This is a genomic window from Pseudoalteromonas ulvae UL12, assembly GCF_014925405.1.
GTDB classification, from domain to species: domain Bacteria; phylum Pseudomonadota; class Gammaproteobacteria; order Enterobacterales; family Alteromonadaceae; genus Pseudoalteromonas; species Pseudoalteromonas ulvae.
Map to the genome: position 1 here is coordinate 1 of NZ_AQHJ01000021.1, position 17,355 is coordinate 17,355.

The following is a 17,355-nucleotide window of genomic DNA, read 5'->3' on the forward strand; positions in this document are numbered from 1 at the left end:
CCCACGTTGTAGCTCTGCAAGCGTCCTGATTCAATTGCTACATATCGCCCACGTTGTAGCTCTGCAAGAGTCCGGATTCAATTACTACAAATCGCCCACCAATTAAGTGCTACAAGAGTAAAAAAAGTGTAGTAATAGGTTTGTTAATATGAAATACTACATGAAACAAATGATTTGTAGTAATAAAAAGGTATGACCATGAGCGAACAGGTACTTTATAGAAATCCATTAATATCACAAGAGATAGGCGATTCTAAGGCGTTACTTCATTCCAGGCATACCATGTCTAAAGACGAAGGACGCATTTTGTTAATGTGTTTAGAGCGAATGAACAGAGATGGTGAAAGCGCTAATGGAGAGTATTGGTTCAATGCATCGGATTATTGTGAAATTTTTGATATTTCTAGGAGGGAGGCTGTCAGAGATATAAAAGCAGCGATTGATAACTTAGCTGAGCGTTGGGTGCATATTAAGGATGGCGATCACGAAGTTTCAATGCGTTGGATTGGTAAGAAGATGAAAAATGTAAAACAAGGAAAGTACGGTGTTGTCTTTTGGCCTGAAATACTTCCCTATTTACATGATTTATCAGACCAGTTAGCTGCTCCACTTCCTTGGTTGGCTGCAATGAGTAACATCAACAATCAGCGTATTCTTCGTTGGATAAATGAGGCTCGTAGTAATGACCTGCAGTGCCTAGAAATGACGCTGGATGATATAAGGTACGGCCTTGATATTAGAGAAGTAAAATCGTATTCAATTTACAACAACTTGAAGAGACGAATAGTTGAGCCAGCTATTGAAAATATTAATTTGGGAACCGGCATTGAATTGACATTTGAAGAAATTAAAGAATCAAGGAAAGTGGTTGGTTTAAAATTTTACTGGGAAAAATAGTAAATACTACAGATTGCCTCATTAAATCGTGGGTGAAAAGTAGTATTTAATGGATCCGTATTGATCTCCTATAGCATCTATTATTAATCTTGTATTAAATAGGATAAGGATTGGAAAAAGAATAAAAAATAGTAATCAATAAAAAACAAAGCCTCGCGCTAACGAGGCTATTTGTTCGATAAGCAACATACCGTTAGAAACCGATAGGTAATTGGTAAGTAACTAATCTAAGTTTGACACCTCAGATTTTAGACTTCCACAACCTAGCGGTCAAGTTTCTTTTACCTAAAAAAAGAGAATGACATGACTAGAATAATCATGCGCTCTTACTCTATGGAAATGAGTGAAAGTGCTAAATACAGGTAGCGTATTAAATCAAACAACGCTTTATAAGCGTTGTTCACCTACAAACTTTAATGCATCAATGGGAATAGGCCAAGAGGCCAATTGCCGGTATGTGTGGTCATATAGGATCAAAGAGGGGAATTCCCCTTGGAGAGCCATTGGTCATAGACAGTCGGGCAAAAGTACCACCACCTTATCTAAATTTTACCTCGATGCATCGATAGGTAGAGATTGCTCGATTGATTGTTTTATTTCACCTAACCAATTTTTTGACTGGAGAAATACGAAGCAATTAGCGTCTTTACATGCAAATTGGTTGGAAATAGATATAAACAGTCCTGCCGGTGTAACTAGAGAAAATAAGAAATCACTGACTCCTGAAGAAGAAAGCGAAGTTATAAAAGAGGTCTTTGGCCAATTACAGTTGGCAGAAGTGCCTATGCCTACTGGCTATGTGTTATCAGGTTCTGGAGGTGTGCATTTATATTGGATGTATCCAGGTGTTGAGGCATATAAATGGAGAATAAATTCGTGGAGAGATATTACTTCAAAACTGGTAAGTAAACTGAATGGTGGAAAAAACTGGCATGTTGATTTGGGAGCCAGTAAAGATCCGGCTCGTGTTTTAAGAATGCCAGGAACAAAACATGGATCTACAAGGAGAACGGTCGAGTATTATGATGGTGGCCATACCTATGATTTCGAAGATCTGGCAAAACAGCTTGGGGTTAAAATAACCAAGCCAACGCACTTAAAGCTAGTTACGCAACCAAAAAAAGAAACTCAAGCAAGAAAGGCTAAGACTCCAAAAGCAAAATCGGATAACCCCCCCAATTCTGGAAAGCATACTATAGGTCAGTGGTGGTTCAAGATATACACTAATGTTCTGCAGCACATCCAAAAAAATCCCGTAAAAGAAGGTATGAGGGATAGCGCAGCCTTTATAATTTACGTGGCTCTAAGGCATATTCAAGATGCCGACTCTGCATTTAATCGAGTTCGCCAAATTAATGAGAGGTTGATAGGCCTTACAGACGATGAACTTGCTAGATATTTAAAAACTGCCCAAAACACACTCTATAAATATAAAAAGGATTCAATTTCAGAATACCTTTCAAGGCAATTAGGAATGGATACATCCTTCCTATACCAAAGCAAGACCAAACTAACTCCCGAAGAAGTAGCTATCGCAAGGAAAGCCTCTGCATTAACTACAGCTAAGAGAAAAGCAGAAGGGACTCTTTCACGCATCTTGAAAGCGGCGAGAGAGCTTCTGAGCGACCAATCACCACTTACCCAAACCTCTGTTGCCGCGATTTGTGGTCGGAGCGAACGGACAGTGCGTCGTTATTGGAAAGAGTTATTGGATCATCCGGTCATTAGGTGCGCTTCTATATATTCCCCCCCAAAAGAATGTCCGGTAGCTGTGTAATGAGACTAAAAAATAAAGATCTACAAAAAAGATTGTTATTACTTTGGGCCTGTGGAGTTAGTGGTTTAAAACGAGAGTGTGGTCATGGCATGTGGGTAACTTAGTGGTAGGCTTGCCTTCCACAAGTTATCCATGTGTCTGTCCATGCGGTAGTTTGTTACGCGAAGCGGAAAACCACAAATCCATAGGTCTTCTTTTTCTACATGTAGAATTTTTTTCATTAATACTTTGAGTCTATTTGTAGTGGTAAAATTTTCATCATTATAAATAGGGTGGTTAGTCAGGTATGGCGCTAGACAATATTGAAAAATTACAAGTAGGATCGTTTGGCTATGTCTTTCAACCTATCGTTAACTCTAATAAGTGCATTGTTGGGTTTGAGGCTTTGGCTCGTTGTAGTGCCGCTATGAATATGTCGGTATATCAAGGCTCTGCTAGTTTAATTTCATTAGTCCCTTTTAAAACGCAGTGTCATGAGTTCTTTAGGTCTGTTAGTCAATTAGTTCAGCTTTACGGGTCTTCTTATCATTATGCCTTTAATATTGAACCAAGTGACTGTAAAGAAGATAGTATCTGGTTACTTGTTAAGTTAGCACAGGCTTACGGTGTTCCTTGTTCCTGTATCGAGCTTGAGATTATTGAATCTTCTAGAACTTCTCTTTCCATTCCAGCTTTAAAATTAGCTAAAGAATTTGGTTTTACATTGGTTTTAGATGACTTTGGGGTAGGTTACTCAAATGTTGAGTCTTTGTTAGACTATCCTTTCGACAGAGTTAAGTTCGACAAAGTATTTACTTTAAATCAAGGTGAACGCTTACCAAGTCAATTATTAAGCGCGGTTCATAAGGTAGTACAGGCTTGTGGATTTAGTACTGTTATTGAAGGTGTTGAATCTAAGAGCCTAATGGATTTTGCTGTAGGACTATCTGCTGATTTTTACCAGGGCTTTTTATTTGGTCGTGGTGATAGCCTGGAAGATATGTTAAACGTACCCCTTAATATAGAGTGTAAGTAATCGATGGAAAGTAATAAAACATTTAAAGAGTGGATAGCTGAGCGTTATCCTTCACTTAATGACAAGGTTGAAGCTTGTTATAAAGAATTGGTAGACGGTGCCAACGTCGTTGATATCGATTTTGCAGGTTGTTCATTGAGTCCTGGTAAGCTACGGCATAAAGATATTGCTGTGAATAGCGCAGATTCAAAAGGACGGTGTAGGGTATATTTCAATATTAAAGATTACAATGGGGATCAGTTTCCTCATTTTGTATTCCAAAATTTTCGAGCTTCTTATTCGGATCCATCATCCGGTAAATCTATTCCATCGGTTGTGAATACAGTTGGTATTTTGTTTGAACAATATCAGTCAGGTTCCTCCTTGCGAAAAAATAGTTATAAAGCTGCTATTCATAAAGCAAAACCTGCAGTTAATCGTATGACTCTAGTAAATGAACAGCGGCGCTGGTTCTCTAAACTGTTTAAGTACGGTGAAAAGGGTCGTGAAAGTATGTACTTTCACAAAAAAGGTATTTTGAAAGAATGGATTTTAGAAGATCCTCTGTTAGATTTTAGACTCGGTTATTCTCGTCGCTACGGCCAATATTGCGCCCTCCCATTTAGGTATTTGCATCAAGATACTTTCATGGGGTTTCAACGTATATATGATACCGGTGAAAAAATTATGATGAAGGAATTTGATCCTACCGGACTTTGCTTTTACTTCCCTTCAGATGAATTGGCGATTGAACCATCTACTTTAAAAACAGTTATCCTTCAGGAAGGAGGTGCAAACGCTTTATTGGCCCATTTTATGAGTAAGCAATTAGGATTAAAAGCGCTTGCGAATGTTGGTGGTTTGTATGCTGATAACTTACCCGTTCTTGCTGAAATATTGGCTACTGAATTGCCTAATGTAGAAAAAATACTGCTTATTTACGACAACGATGATAATCATAAAGGGCAAGTTATCGCTAATAGATGTAAAGAAATATGCCCTAGGATTCATATTGATACTTTCGAAAGAAATGATATTGCGGCTATGGTTGCTGGTTTTAATTATGAATACGCCAAGAAAGAGTTCGTTCTGATGCTTAAAAAAGCATTTAGTTGATGAAAAATGAAAAAAGGACTTTTAATAGGCTATAAATTCATTATAATGAATAAAGTAAAATTCTACATGAAGAATTTAGAGGAACTTTCATGGCTGGGAAAATAACTAATATCGGCTTCCAGAAGGGAGGCGTAAATAAGACAACTTTAGCTGTACAGTTGGGGTTGTATACCGCTGAACAAAACAAAACCGTATTGATAATCGACGGTGATGCTCAAGAAGATTCTAGTCGCTTACTTGGTAAGCCTGATAATTATGATGGGTTGTGTTCTGACTCCTTGTTTACCATGAGTCCTGAAGAATTTCAGGCAAGTTGGGAGCGAGGCGAGCGTCCTATTTTACCAGTCAGAAATTGGGGGTGTAGACTTCCGGAAGATGTTGAGAGTATAGGTGAGTTAATGCATTTTGTACCTGCCAGTGCGGGTGCTATGGCTAATATTAACGAAAGTAAAGATAAGTCTTATGTGTCAAACTTTAAGGCTAACGTTGCTTTTCTGGCTACCCAATATGATCACCTATATGTTGATACTCCCCCGCAATTAGGACTTGTTCAATATGCGAGTTTATGTGCGTGTACAAGTACTGTGATGCCTCTTATTTGCGATTTTGATACTTGTGGCAAAGATAAAGTGACTAAATATTTCGCTCTCTATAACGCTGCTAAAAAATTGCACAACCCGCAACTTAAGTTGCCGGTTGTTGTGCTTTCGTCAGTTGATGCCCGAGGTAAAATCGTGAAACGTTTTATTGATTGGGCTAGGGCTTCATTCAAAACAAACCTAACAAACAAATATATCGAATATTCAACGGCGTTGAATAATGCGAAAGATGAGCGTCGAGCTATATGGTTTAAACCAGCCAGCGGCAATGACAGAACGAAAGGTGCGGCGTATCGTCGTGTCATTACAGATATTTATGAAAGATTGGTCTAGGAGGTATTATGGCTGGTGTTAGTAACGATGCTGATGCATTAGATTTTGATTCGCTTTTGGCAGAAGGTGAAGGAATGATGGGATCCTCGGCTGAGAAAGATCAAAGTGAGCGAGTGTTGGATATTGAGCTTGGTCGTATTCGTCCTTTCGAGCTGAATAGGGCCTTAACTGAAGAGCAGGTTAAAAAAGCTGCTGAAGAACTGGCTGCTGAAGACTGGGTATTATTGCATCCGGTAGTACTTGTTCCTGATGATTCGGGAAAGGCCGATTATGTTGTTATTTCAGGTGAAAAACGATGGAGGGCATTCCGTCACGGCGGGATGGAAACTATTAAAAGCCGTATTTTTGAAGGTATGACAGCAAGGGAGCTTCACCGTAAAAATATTAAAGCTAATACTGAGATAGAAGAAGAGGATTTACCTACTCTTGCTGTTCGAATAAAGGTGTATAAAGAGACACATAATCTTAGTAACAAAGAAGTTTCTGAAGATTTTAAAAAGTCTCAAGGCTATATCAGTGACTATATCAATCATTTCAGTCAACTTAGGGAAATACCATTAGTCAGAGATATCTATGATGTAGATGGTGTGACAGACATGCTTCTTTTGAAACACTTGATAATGATCCATAAAAAAAGTGATTCTGCCGCCCGAAGCATTGTAGGGTTCGGAAAAGCCAATGGTTGCTTCAATCGTGATTTTGTCCTTGGTGCTTATAAATTAGATTTGTATGGAGATATCGAAGCACAGCTTAGAACTTGGTTGGCCAACGGGCTAACTAAAGAAGCTTTAAATCAAGCGATGAATGAAGAGGGGGAGTTGACTAGTCCTAGCTCTGCTATTGATGATAAATCAAGCGCTAATATTTCGCCAGGTAAGCAGAAAGACGAAGAACAGTTAGATATTGAAGATGCTATTAATTCAGATATTGAAGGTATACATAAAGGTGGTTCTGGTGATGAGTATGAAGAAGAGCCTCAAGGTGATGATATAGGTGGGTCTGAAGATGACGACTTTGATGAGCATGAAGAAGATGTTGAAAGTGGAAGTCCGGTTAAAAAACGAGCTTTATCCAAAGCGGAGATAAGCGTTCAATATGAAGGTGATAATTATTTTCTTGCCTTAGATCTTGTTGCCGATGAAGAAGATAAAATAGTCATACGTTCAGTTTCGGGAAAACTCAGCGTTGTTGATCCTGCTTTAGTCAAAATTAGCTATGTAAGTTAATTAACATCATCAATAACTGTTTAGCCCCGTCGGATTACGGGGCTTTTTTTTATTTCTGGCTCCAACCTATTGAACTAAGCGGTCTATATTAGATCATTCTTAATTTATCGGTGGTAAAAAGGGGCGCATGTTAATTTCTAATCGTGACTTAGCTTTTGCAGTACTTGGTTATATTCGAGATATAGATGCATATCTACTTGGAGAACACGAAGTTGAGTTTAGTCGGCTGATAAAAACATTACCGTATAGAAGTGATGTTAGCGCTAATCGTATTTCAAAATTAATTTCAGATAGCCCGTTGTCTAGGTATCGGTTCAAATTGTTAAAAATGAATAAGGTTGTTGGTGAGTGGAAACCTTTTGTAAGTGAGCAAACCTTCAATAGCATTAGAGATAATTTTAATGTTGAAGTTTCTTATATGGGTGATAGTGGATGTGTTACAAATCAAAACATCATGGCTTTTAACTGTGTAAACTGGTGTAGAAAATATGTGGTTAGAGGTGTGAATAGTGATATTCAGGGGTTGGTAAATGTCGTGGGCTGATAAAGTATTTTGGCGTAAATCTAAAAAAGATATTAACGCTAATAAAGAAAAGTTAGTAAAGCTTAGAAGGCAGTTGTTGAATTTAAGCGGTATATCTGATTCTACGTTTGATAAATTACTATCTGGTGTGCTCGAAGATATTATTGGCCATGTAGATTTAGATAACTTTCACCATATGCTTTCAGATATAATCGCTGATGAATATTTTTATAAAGAAAGCCGAAAAGCAAGTTTTTATCTCGCGGTGTGTTTAGTAGGTAGTGAAGCGGCTGCTAAATCCAAAATCGAAAAAGATGGTGTGAACGGGGTTAAACATCATGTTGAAATACTGACTATTTCTTTATTTCACACTATTATTTCGAAGACGCCCGAAGGTTACAATTGGATTGGTCAATATACTGGGCTAATGAAAGAAGTCTGGTTATATCTAAAAGCAAAGCGCGGCAGGTTCGTGTCGTATATGGAAATTCTACATGTAGAAAGTGGCTCAACAATGGAAGTTGAGATCGATAAGGAAGTTAATCATGGAGGTGATGATAACGAAATAGATGACGATTTCAGCGCTGAAACAGATGATGAAATCGGTTCTCTGTTGTCTGGTGGTGATGTTATGGCTGAAACCGATGAAGATGTTCTTAATCAAATTTATGACGATAGAGAAGATGTCGGTACTGAGTCAAACATAGAGCCTGAACCAAGTGTAGAGCCGGAAGTAACTATTGATGAAGAAGAACAAGAAGATGACAAAACTGAAGGTGAAATACCTGATGTATTGGATGTGTCATCGCTGCTTAAATAATCAAAATAATTATTTCCATTCCTCATCAAATTCATTATAATGAATTTGATAAAGATGGAGTGTAGCTATGTCACATGCAAGTTATAGTAATTTAGATATTAAATTTGGAGCCGCAAGCCTTTTGGTTTCTGGTGTTCCTGAGCTTATATCCGAATATGGAAATAAAATCGATGAGGTAATACAGACCCTTGGCATTAGTCGTCAAGCGGCTTTGGCTATTAGAGACATGTCTGCTTACGATATGCCTGATTTTTGCAAAAAGGTCGAGGGTAGGAAAGCGGCGTGGCTGGTTATCGATTACAAAACAACTATTGAAATTGCCGAGATACTTGCAAAATGTAGTGAAGGGCAACTGGATAAGCTTCGCAGTTCTACAGAAAAATACATGAAGTCCCTAAGTGTAGGTGAGGCAACATACAAAACTATCATTGTAAGTAAATTTATTTCATATATATCACGAATGATGTATGAGGTTGAACAAAAGCCAGGTGATTCAAACATTGGTAATATTCCCCCTAAATTATTTTCTGCACTGCAAGAATTAAAGCAGGGTGTAATGCATCTTTATACTCGATTATTAGTTCAACGTAATGTTATTAATGTTGAAGTAGATAAAGTTGCGATGGATACTGTTATAGCTGGTTTTAAGGCGCATGTACGGGGCCGGAAATTGTTACATGATTTGATTAAAGCGGGTGCTCATTTAACGTTTATAGAACAGTACAACAATGAGAGATATATAGATGTAGAGTACTATCGTCAATGGCGGCGATTTCATTCGGTTGGTAGAAATTCTGAGAAAATAACGCCTTCTGTTGGTGTGGATATTTATCAAATGTTTAATCAACTGATGGCAACGAATATTGAAGTAATTGACGTTTATTTCGAACTTCATCGTAAATTTAGATTTCGTATTGAAACGCTCTATACCTATATTCAAAGCACCTTGACAGAAGTTTTAGATGATGACGACGATGATGATGAAGAGTTGTTTGGTTCTGTAATGAACATAATCAATCATGTTAACGAGAAGTAATGTTTATTCATTACTAATGAGTAACCTATAAATTTAATTTTTTCCTCGAAAAAATAGACCTCTAAGGTCTGATAATATTCTTGCCATCTATTTAAACCGAGAACGTAGTGATGGCAGAGCGTAAACAAGTTCAAACACTTCTATTTGAGAAACCTTCTCAAGCCGCTGATTGGGCGCGGTTTCTGGGCTTTAAACCTGCAGATAAAAAGCGCAATTATTATTTCAGTAAAGAAAAAAACATCTATCTTATTAATGCTGTTGGCCATTTGTTTGGTTTGGCTGGCCCAGAGCACTATGTTCCTGAGTTGTCTAAGTCGTGGCAACTGAAACACCTTCCTGTTTTTCCTGAAAAGTACGAAGTAAGTCTTGCTGACGATAAAAAAGTAATTTTTAACACGATTAAAACAGTGTTAGGAAAAACTGATGTTCTTTATATAGCAACTGATCCAGATAACGAGGGGGAGCTTATCGCGAGGGATATTATTCGGTTTGCAAATTATTGCGGACAGTTGAAGAGAGTTTTGTTTTCAGCTACCGATAACGGATCTTTGAAAAAGGCTTGGGATAACCCCGTTTCAGAAAAAACGACACGTTTTATGGCTAAGGAAGCAGATTTAAGGCGTCGATTGGATTGGATGGTAGGGATGAACCTTACTATGGCCATGACCACATTGCTTAGAAAAAACAATGAAATTAAAAAAGGTGCATTTTCGGTTGGTAGAGTAATAACTGCTGCCTCTTTAATTGTTTATCAAAACACAATGGCCAGAAAGAATTTTAAACCACAAACATTTTACAGTGTTAAGTTGAAATGCAGGAAAAGTTCAGGAGAAGAGTTTTTCGTTACTTTGGATGTACCAGATGAATATCTGGATAAACAATCTGGAAGGTTATTGTCATCGAAAGTAGCAACATCTTTTGCTAGCCAATTGAAGGGCGTCGAATTTAAAGCAGATACCGTTGAAGTCAAGCGTAAAAAAGTTTCACCACCGCTGCCTTTTGATTTGTCAAAACTACAGGTGGCTGTTGACCGCTTTGATATTGGTGCTAAGGAGACTCTAACGCTTCTTCAAACTTTATATGATCAACCATTAAGTGCTGTTACATATCCAAGAACAGATAAGCGACACTTACCAGAAAGTATGCTTGATGATGTAAAAGTGATTGTAAATCACCTTAATGCATTAAGTCAGATAAAAAAACTTGATTTGGATTTAGATAAAAAGCCAAAAGCATTTGATGATAAAAAAGTTAATGTACACCACGGCATTATTCCATCACGTAAGCCTGTAAATTTACGCCGACTTACTGAAAAGCAAATTGCAGTTTATCTAACAATAGCACTGCGCTATGTAGCTCAATTTATGAAGGATTACGAGTACGATTCTCAGCAAGTTGTATTAAAAACACTTAACGGGAAAGTTAGTGCTGGAGTTCGTGCGACTAAGGTCGTGGAGCTTGGCTGGAAAGAAGCAGAGAGAGTGATTAGTGGCAAGGAGGATTCTGAAGACCCAGTTCTTGAGATTAAAGAGGGGGAAGTTGTAAAGGTCGTAGGTTCTGAGGTTGTTGAAGGTAAGACTAAAAAACCTGCATTAATGTCAGAAGCGAAGCTAGTAGAAGCTATGGAAAACCCATCACAATACGTTACTGATCCTGATTTAAGAGCTTTGTTGGCTGAAGGGGATGGTATAGGTACTTCCGCTACGCGAAGTGACACTATTGATCGTGCAATCAAGAAAAATCTCATCAAAAAAGCAGGAAAAGGCTTAGAGAGCACAAGGCTGTTTGAGCAGCATGTTAGCAAATTCAAAAATATGGATGCCGGTTTAACTGCCCTGCTTCAAAGAGCAGTTAAAGCAGCATCTGAAGGTCGGGTGGATGAACGGAACGTTATAGTTCAACACCAAAATTTTGTAACTAAAATGATGAGTGATTGGGCTGTATGAAAAAATTAGTCATTTCTCTATTTTGGGTTGCTAGTTTAGGTGTGTCTGCTAGCGACTTCAAAACGATTGATACGGATAGGTACACTGAAGTTGTTCTAAAACCTACTGTAGAGCAAGTAAATCCCCTAAAAGATGTTGTACAAATTAGGTTTCCTGTTCAGGTGTCTTCTGTATATGACGCAATTATTTACGTTCTCGACGATAGTGGATTCGCATTAGTACCAGAAACTATTTGGACTGAAGAAATGAAAATTATGCTTGAGTCGAAGCTTCCCTTGGTGCAAAGAGACTTGGCTGATAATCCAATGACTATTTTGAATGTCATTGAGGTTGTTGCAGGAGAGCCGTTTCGTGTCGTTATGGATCCATTAAGACGCCGCTTATCCTTTGAGTTGAAAGATGAATACAAGGGGTTGATCAATGGCTGATGAACAAATTATCGATGATGAAATTGAGACAGATGAGCCTCAATTTTCACTCCCTGAAAATAATGAAAATAATGAAAATAATGAAAAAAACGAAGGTGAAAAGAAAAAGCCAGGATTGTTACCTGTCATCGTTATGTTGATTGTCGCGCTTAGTCTACTTGGTGGTGTTATATATTTTATATTTACGGGTGGCTTTAGTGATCTATTAAACAAAAAACCTCAAGTTAACGGTGCTACTAGGGAAATTGTGGTTGATACACCGGATTCAATGAGTTCCGAGTTAAATGGAGATTTGCCGACAATTCCAACATTAACAGCACAGGAACAACAGCGAATTGATGACACTTATGATGTATTTGAAGCAGGTTCAAATGTTGTTCAAGAATCAGGTGATTATGAAATAGCCCCAAATGATGAATCCCCTGATAATACTAAACCGGTTAACGATGGCCTAGCACAATCTACTGCTGCAGATGTAGGTGTAACAGCAACAGTGTTGCGTGAACTACAAAGCATTAAAGCTTCTCTATCTACAATTAATAGCGATGTTAATGCTTTGAAGGGGGAGTTGATGTCGGTGCATCGAGCGCTGGGACAGCAAAATGTCGATACACAAGGAAAGATTAATGGCCTTGGCCAAGCCTTGAAAGGTGTTGATGTAGGGGTTGGTGAAAACGGTCGTAGATTGGAAGCTGTGCTTTCAGGAGTGTCAGGTTTTAAGAGTGAAGCAGAACAAAAAAGAAAAGCCTTCACATTTAAAGTACTTCACCAGGAAGTATATGGCGGTAAAAAAAGGTTAGTTGGGTTTGATGTTAATAGTCCATCTACACCAATGAAAGTATATGAAGGTGGTGAGATTGGATTCTGGCGTTTAGTAGAAATAAAGGGGAATGAAGCCGTTTTTAAGCATAGGGATGGGGAATCTCACGTAGAGTCACTGTTATGAAAAATATATTAGTTAGTTTTTTATTGGTCGCAATATGCGGCTGCAGTACAACCAATAATGTTGATAGCGATAAAAGGTATTCAGTTATTCATACATCGGACGGAGTAAGAACCATACCTGCAGTTGTTGACAATCCTGCTCCGGACTGTTCGAAAGCAGTCAATATTGCTCGATTAGATAGAGCGCCTGAATTACAAGTTAAGGTTGATATTGAGAACGGGGGGAATACATGCAAGTAATTATTTTCATTATAGGTTTGATGTTTTCCTGTGTAATTCAAGCTCAGGATATTAAACAAGATAACGTGGACTCTTTCGATGTTGAAGGTCTTCAAGTAGATAATGGTTTTTTAGAGGCGTGGGGTATAGATAAATCTGAGTATCGTCGGTTTATGTATCTAAAGGAGAATACACCTAGAGGTATATTAACCCCTTCAGCGAACCCTCTTTATTATCTTGGCATGGAAGCGAGAACTGATGTTGAACGAAAAAAATATGCAAAGCTTATTGCGAAAATGGAGTTCGAAAATGTGCAAAAAATGCAGATGTTAAATAGGGAAATATTGTTAGCTTCAAAGCAAATGTTCGGGGCTGGCCAAGCGGTTGATTTAAGTATTGGTGAGTCATTGAAAAAAGAAATGGATCCGTTAGGTTCTATATTGGGGAATAAACAACAAAACCTTACGTTAGGCTCTGGAAGGGATCTGTTTGTTTCTCTGGACTGTGACGATTGTATAAAGCAATTTAAAGGATTGATGGGTCAATTATCAGTTGGGACTATTAAGACAATTGATATTGTTTTCCCTGCTTCTGTTGATGATATTGATATTAAGCGCTGGGCTTTTAAAGCGGGTGTTAGTCCGGAATTAAATGACAGGAAAGTTATAGGTTTGCGTCGAGCTGGTGAAAATGAAACGGTTGATAAATATCCTACTGTTCGTATTAGTCGTTTGTAACTCAAGAAATACTTTCGCTAATACGTTAAACGAGATCATAGAAGGGGAATGTGTTTCTGTTCCTGTGTGGGTAATTAAAAAGATAATAACTCACGAATCTAAATCATTTAAAAATGGTGAACCACAACCTTGGCCCTGGACTTTAAATATAGATGGTAAAGGGTGGTATTACAGAACCTATAATGAAGCGTTAGTTGCGGCGACGTTTGCGTTTGAGAACGGTGCTGATAGGTTAGGTGTTGGGTTTGGTCAAATAGAGTGGAAATGGCATTCAAAGCGCTTTGAAGGGAGCTTTGCAAAAGCTTTAAACCCAACTAAAAATATTAAAGTTGTTTGTGAAATTTTAAGGGAGTCCTGGCAATCCAAAAAGGTTAATAGCTGGGAAGATGCGATAGCCTACTATCACAGACCGGTCATGGATAAAAAAGCGAGGTTATATGCAGAAATTGTTCTTTCTTTGTAATTGCATTTTCTTGATGCTTGTTAGTTGTTTTGCTTCTGCTGAAACATTTGTTGTATTTGATAGTGGTAAAGCAAGGGATATTGAAGTTTATTATGGTAAAGGTGAGCAATACGTGCCTAAAAAGCCTTTTACTAATGACGATGTAAAAAAAGCGTTGGACGCTCAATTTCCTCTGGTGTCTCATTTGCCTATGGAGTCCTTTAATTCTTACAAAATCGAAACTAAGCTTCCATACAACATTGCAGTTGTAGGTACTGATGAAACAAGTCAAAACTGGCTTCAAAGAAACTTTAAAAAGATTAAAGACTCAAGGGCTGTTGTATTAGTTATTGATGCAAAGACCTTGAGCGAGTTTACCGCATTTGAGAACGTTTTGCGTAGAGCAGGACTTTCAGTTGGTAAAGTGGAAAGTAAGATGTTTGATTCTGTATTAAACGCTTATCCGGCTCTAATTATTAATGGGGAAGTGTCGCAATGATTAGATCAGAAACACCTGCAGAGGGACTGTTGCGGCCTATTGGAGAATGGTATGTAGCATTCACCTGCTTTTTAGCTGCCTTCATATCTTGGGCTTGTTACGAATACTTATTTATGAGTAAGTCGCTTTCCTATGTGTCTGTAGCCGTATTTTCTTTTATGGGTGCTGTTTACATAAAAGACGGTAGGCGTTTAGCTCTCTATCAAAGAAATATAAAGCGGTTACGCTTTTATCAAATAAATCCTGCAGACATTCCTTTTGATCCTAGTTACGTACCGTTAGGGAAAGGTTTTCGTTGGCTACCAATCCACACACAACGCTTGCGCGATACTTTTAAATCTCAGAATAAGGATTATATTGTTGATGGTGAGCTGTATACAAACGTTCGGCACTTTTGTATAAAAAATCAAAACACACCTGTTATAAAACACTTGGTCAAATTATTAGAAAGTAATAACCCTCTAAATCCATTTAGACCTTTACCTGACATTGGTGGCAATCCTGCAATTCATGGTATTGAACCAAACGAAAAAACATTCCTTTGGCGCTATGATGAGCGTGTTGGCCATACTGGTATATTTGGTCAAAGCCGTGTTGGTAAGACAAGAGCTGCAGAACTAATTATTAGCTCTGATATTAGAGCTGGAGCTAAAAAGTTACGCGATAAAATTAACGATGGTAACGTTGTTATTGTTATTGATCCAAAGGGCGATGGTGAGTTATTGCGTCGTTGTGTTGTCGAATGTATTGAAGCAGACCGACTAGATGATTTTTATATGTTTCATCTTGGTTTTCCTGAACATAGTTGTGAGTACAACCCCGTTTCAGATTTCCAGAAAATAACAGAGGTAGCTGGTCGAGCTACTAACCAGTTAGCCGGTGAGGGTAACAGTGCTGTATTTAAAGAGTTCTCATGGAGATTTGTAAACATTGTTTCTCAAGCTGTTGAAATGGTTGGTGAAGAGGCTAGTTATGAACGCCTTAATGTATATATCAACAATCCTGAAGACATACTATCAAAGTACCTCGATAAAATTCTACATGTAGAAGATCCGGATTGGGAACAAAGTATTGTTGATATGGAAGCGGAAATTGATGATAAAGACGCATCCTTCAAAGGGCGCAGTAAGAGAACGCTAGCAATGATTGACCTGGCTCGTGATCTACTTGCTAAAAAACATGATCCTATTATTCGTGGTTTGGTTAGTGCGCTTGAATATAATAAATCCCACTATGACAAGATAGTAGCGTCACTCTTACCGTTCCTCGACAAAATGACAACTGGTAAAACAGCAGAACTGTTAAGTCCTGGGTTAAAACCAAAAAAAGGAAAAAAACGTTTACGCTGGCGCGATGTAATATCTCGAAGGGGGGTGGTTTATATTGGGCTTGATGCACTCACGGATCCCGTTGTTGCGGTAGCTGTGGCGAGTGCAGCTTTATCTGATTTGGTTTCTGTAGCGGGTGAGATATATAAAACAGGTAGTGATTTCGATGAACCTGAATTTAAGCAGCACAAGAAAAAGTTAGCTAAACCTTGGCGTGGTAATGTACCTATTTTGGTTCATCTTGACGAATTCAATGAGTTGATAACCGGTGATGAAATTATTCAGTTTTTAAATAAAGCCGGTGGTGCAGGTTTAATGGCGCATGTTTATTCTCAAACAGTTAAAGATATTGAAGCTAAAATAGGTAGTGCTGCAAAAGCCGCACAAATTATTGGTAACTTACAAAATCTGATTATGATGCGTGTTGCTGAAGAAAGTACCGCTGAACTTTTGGTTAGTAAGCTCCCTATGGTAGAAATAGAAAGTAATACAGGAGTAAGTGGCAGTAAAGACTCAGGCGATTTATTGCAGAATATGACTGATAATCAAGACCGTTTAACGACTAAAGAAGATTTTATGCTAAGGCCTAATGACGTTATGAGTCTACCCAAGGGGCAAGCTTTCTTCCTTAAAAATGGTGGTGAGCTTTGGAAAGTAAGGTTCCCGCTTTTTGATAAAGATAGGGTTGAACTACCTGTGGAAGTTAACGATATGGTGGCTCAAATGAAAGCTAATTATCAAACTAGCGATGGATGGGCTGAAACACATGCCGCGTAATGATGATAAGAGAACTGAAAAAAAAGAAGAGGGGAGGAAAGGGGTCATTCATGCCCTTTTCGTATGGCCTATCGCAATAGTATCAGCGTTGTTTATAAGTGCTTTAATATCTTACTTGATCGAAGTGTTAGGTATGTTGTTCGATTGGTGGGATTTACCAGGTGTATTACATAGTCAACAAATGGTTGAACAAGAATTAGTACATCTTAATGACCGGTTAGATAAAAGTGTTATTGAGTGGGCTTCAGGAGTTACTGTTAAAGAAATATTCGACAATACTATTGGTTATGTTGAAGATGGGCTTTCTTGGCTTGGTTTAATGTCATTCGCGAAAAGCAGTGCTACAGGAGGTTTTGGAGCATATCTTGGTGCAATGGCAAATATGATTCTATTGACTGCTATGCGTTTTATGGTTTTTGTCTTTGCTTTGCCGCTGTTTGCTATTTGGGGGTATGTTGGTTTTATCATTGGTGTTTTTGAGCGAGATAAACGTAGAGCAGGTGTAGGGCGGGAATCTGGTGCTATTTTCCAGGCGAGTAGAAAATTGGTTCCTTTGAGTCTTGCTATACCGTTTTTTGCTTATTTGGCTTGGCCAAACAGTATTGACCCGTTGTTTATTATCTTCCCGTTCGCTGTGTTTTTGGGTATTGCATTAGCATATACAGCAGCAAGTTACAGGAAGTATATGTAACGTCGTTCCTTTATAAAAAGGG

At 38.2% G+C, this 17,355-nt stretch carries 17 protein-coding genes; all 17 read left to right on the plus strand.

Translation table 11 applies throughout. The features are described from left to right. The first annotated feature begins 198 nt into the window (after positions 1 to 198). Positions 199 to 897, plus strand: a complete 699-nt coding sequence (locus PULV_RS01620; protein ID WP_193330739.1) for a replication initiation protein — start codon at positions 199 to 201, stop codon at positions 895 to 897. A gap of 343 nt (positions 898 to 1,240) precedes the next feature. After that, positions 1,241 to 2,674: a hypothetical protein gene (locus PULV_RS01625; RefSeq protein ID WP_193330740.1), complete on the plus strand. Its 1,434-nt coding sequence runs from the start codon at positions 1,241 to 1,243 to the stop codon at positions 2,672 to 2,674. A 286-nt stretch (positions 2,675 to 2,960) separates the two neighbouring features. Next, on the plus strand, positions 2,961 to 3,689 hold the full coding sequence (locus tag PULV_RS01630; RefSeq protein ID WP_193330741.1) for an EAL domain-containing protein: 729 nt from the start codon (positions 2,961 to 2,963) through the stop codon (positions 3,687 to 3,689). A 3-nt stretch (positions 3,690 to 3,692) separates the two neighbouring features. Beyond that, complete coding sequence (locus tag PULV_RS01635; protein ID WP_193330742.1) at positions 3,693 to 4,784, plus strand: hypothetical protein; 1,092 nt, start codon at positions 3,693 to 3,695, stop codon at positions 4,782 to 4,784. An 89-nt stretch (positions 4,785 to 4,873) separates the two neighbouring features. Then, entirely contained in the window at positions 4,874 to 5,716 is an 843-nt protein-coding gene (locus tag PULV_RS01640) for a ParA family protein (protein WP_193330743.1), read from the plus strand. 8 nt (positions 5,717 to 5,724) lie between these two features. After that, entirely contained in the window at positions 5,725 to 6,942 is a 1,218-nt protein-coding gene (locus tag PULV_RS01645; RefSeq protein ID WP_193330744.1) for a ParB/RepB/Spo0J family partition protein, read from the plus strand. Between the two features lie 127 nt (positions 6,943 to 7,069). Further along, on the plus strand, positions 7,070 to 7,486 hold the full coding sequence (locus tag PULV_RS01650; protein WP_193330745.1) for a hypothetical protein: 417 nt from the start codon (positions 7,070 to 7,072) through the stop codon (positions 7,484 to 7,486). Further along, on the plus strand, positions 7,473 to 8,285 hold the full coding sequence (locus PULV_RS01655; RefSeq protein ID WP_193330746.1) for a hypothetical protein: 813 nt from the start codon (positions 7,473 to 7,475) through the stop codon (positions 8,283 to 8,285). Before PULV_RS01650 ends, PULV_RS01655 begins: the two co-directional genes overlap by 14 nt. A 67-nt stretch (positions 8,286 to 8,352) precedes the next feature. Further along, positions 8,353 to 9,321 (plus strand): hypothetical protein, encoded by a 969-nt coding sequence (locus tag PULV_RS01660; protein ID WP_193330747.1) that lies wholly within the window; start codon positions 8,353 to 8,355, stop codon positions 9,319 to 9,321. A 110-nt stretch (positions 9,322 to 9,431) separates the two neighbouring features. After that, a complete protein-coding gene (locus PULV_RS01665; protein WP_193330748.1) occupies positions 9,432 to 11,267 on the plus strand; it encodes a DNA topoisomerase in 1,836 nt (611 codons plus the stop codon). Beyond that, on the plus strand, positions 11,264 to 11,695 hold the full coding sequence (gene pilL2, locus PULV_RS01670) for a PFGI-1 class ICE element type IV pilus protein PilL2 (protein WP_193330749.1): 432 nt from the start codon (positions 11,264 to 11,266) through the stop codon (positions 11,693 to 11,695). Before PULV_RS01665 ends, pilL2 begins: the two co-directional genes overlap by 4 nt. Beyond that, complete coding sequence (locus tag PULV_RS01675) at positions 11,688 to 12,641, plus strand: hypothetical protein (RefSeq protein WP_193330750.1); 954 nt, start codon at positions 11,688 to 11,690, stop codon at positions 12,639 to 12,641. Before pilL2 ends, PULV_RS01675 begins: the two co-directional genes overlap by 8 nt. Before the next feature lie 229 nt (positions 12,642 to 12,870). Beyond that, positions 12,871 to 13,596: a hypothetical protein gene (locus PULV_RS01680; protein ID WP_193330751.1), complete on the plus strand. Its 726-nt coding sequence runs from the start codon at positions 12,871 to 12,873 to the stop codon at positions 13,594 to 13,596. Next, entirely contained in the window at positions 13,550 to 14,059 is a 510-nt protein-coding gene (locus PULV_RS01685; RefSeq protein WP_193330752.1) for a lysozyme family protein, read from the plus strand. Before PULV_RS01680 ends, PULV_RS01685 begins: the two co-directional genes overlap by 47 nt. After that, positions 14,034 to 14,537: a DUF2859 domain-containing protein gene (locus PULV_RS01690; protein WP_193330754.1), complete on the plus strand. Its 504-nt coding sequence runs from the start codon at positions 14,034 to 14,036 to the stop codon at positions 14,535 to 14,537. The genes PULV_RS01685 and PULV_RS01690 overlap by 26 nt, the downstream gene beginning before the upstream one ends. Then, positions 14,534 to 16,642: a type IV conjugative transfer system coupling protein TraD gene (gene traD / locus PULV_RS01695; RefSeq protein ID WP_193330755.1), complete on the plus strand. Its 2,109-nt coding sequence runs from the start codon at positions 14,534 to 14,536 to the stop codon at positions 16,640 to 16,642. The genes PULV_RS01690 and traD overlap by 4 nt, the downstream gene beginning before the upstream one ends. Beyond that, complete coding sequence (locus tag PULV_RS01700; RefSeq protein ID WP_193330756.1) at positions 16,632 to 17,333, plus strand: DUF4400 domain-containing protein; 702 nt, start codon at positions 16,632 to 16,634, stop codon at positions 17,331 to 17,333. The genes traD and PULV_RS01700 overlap by 11 nt, the downstream gene beginning before the upstream one ends. The last annotated feature ends 22 nt before the right edge of the window (positions 17,334 to 17,355 follow it).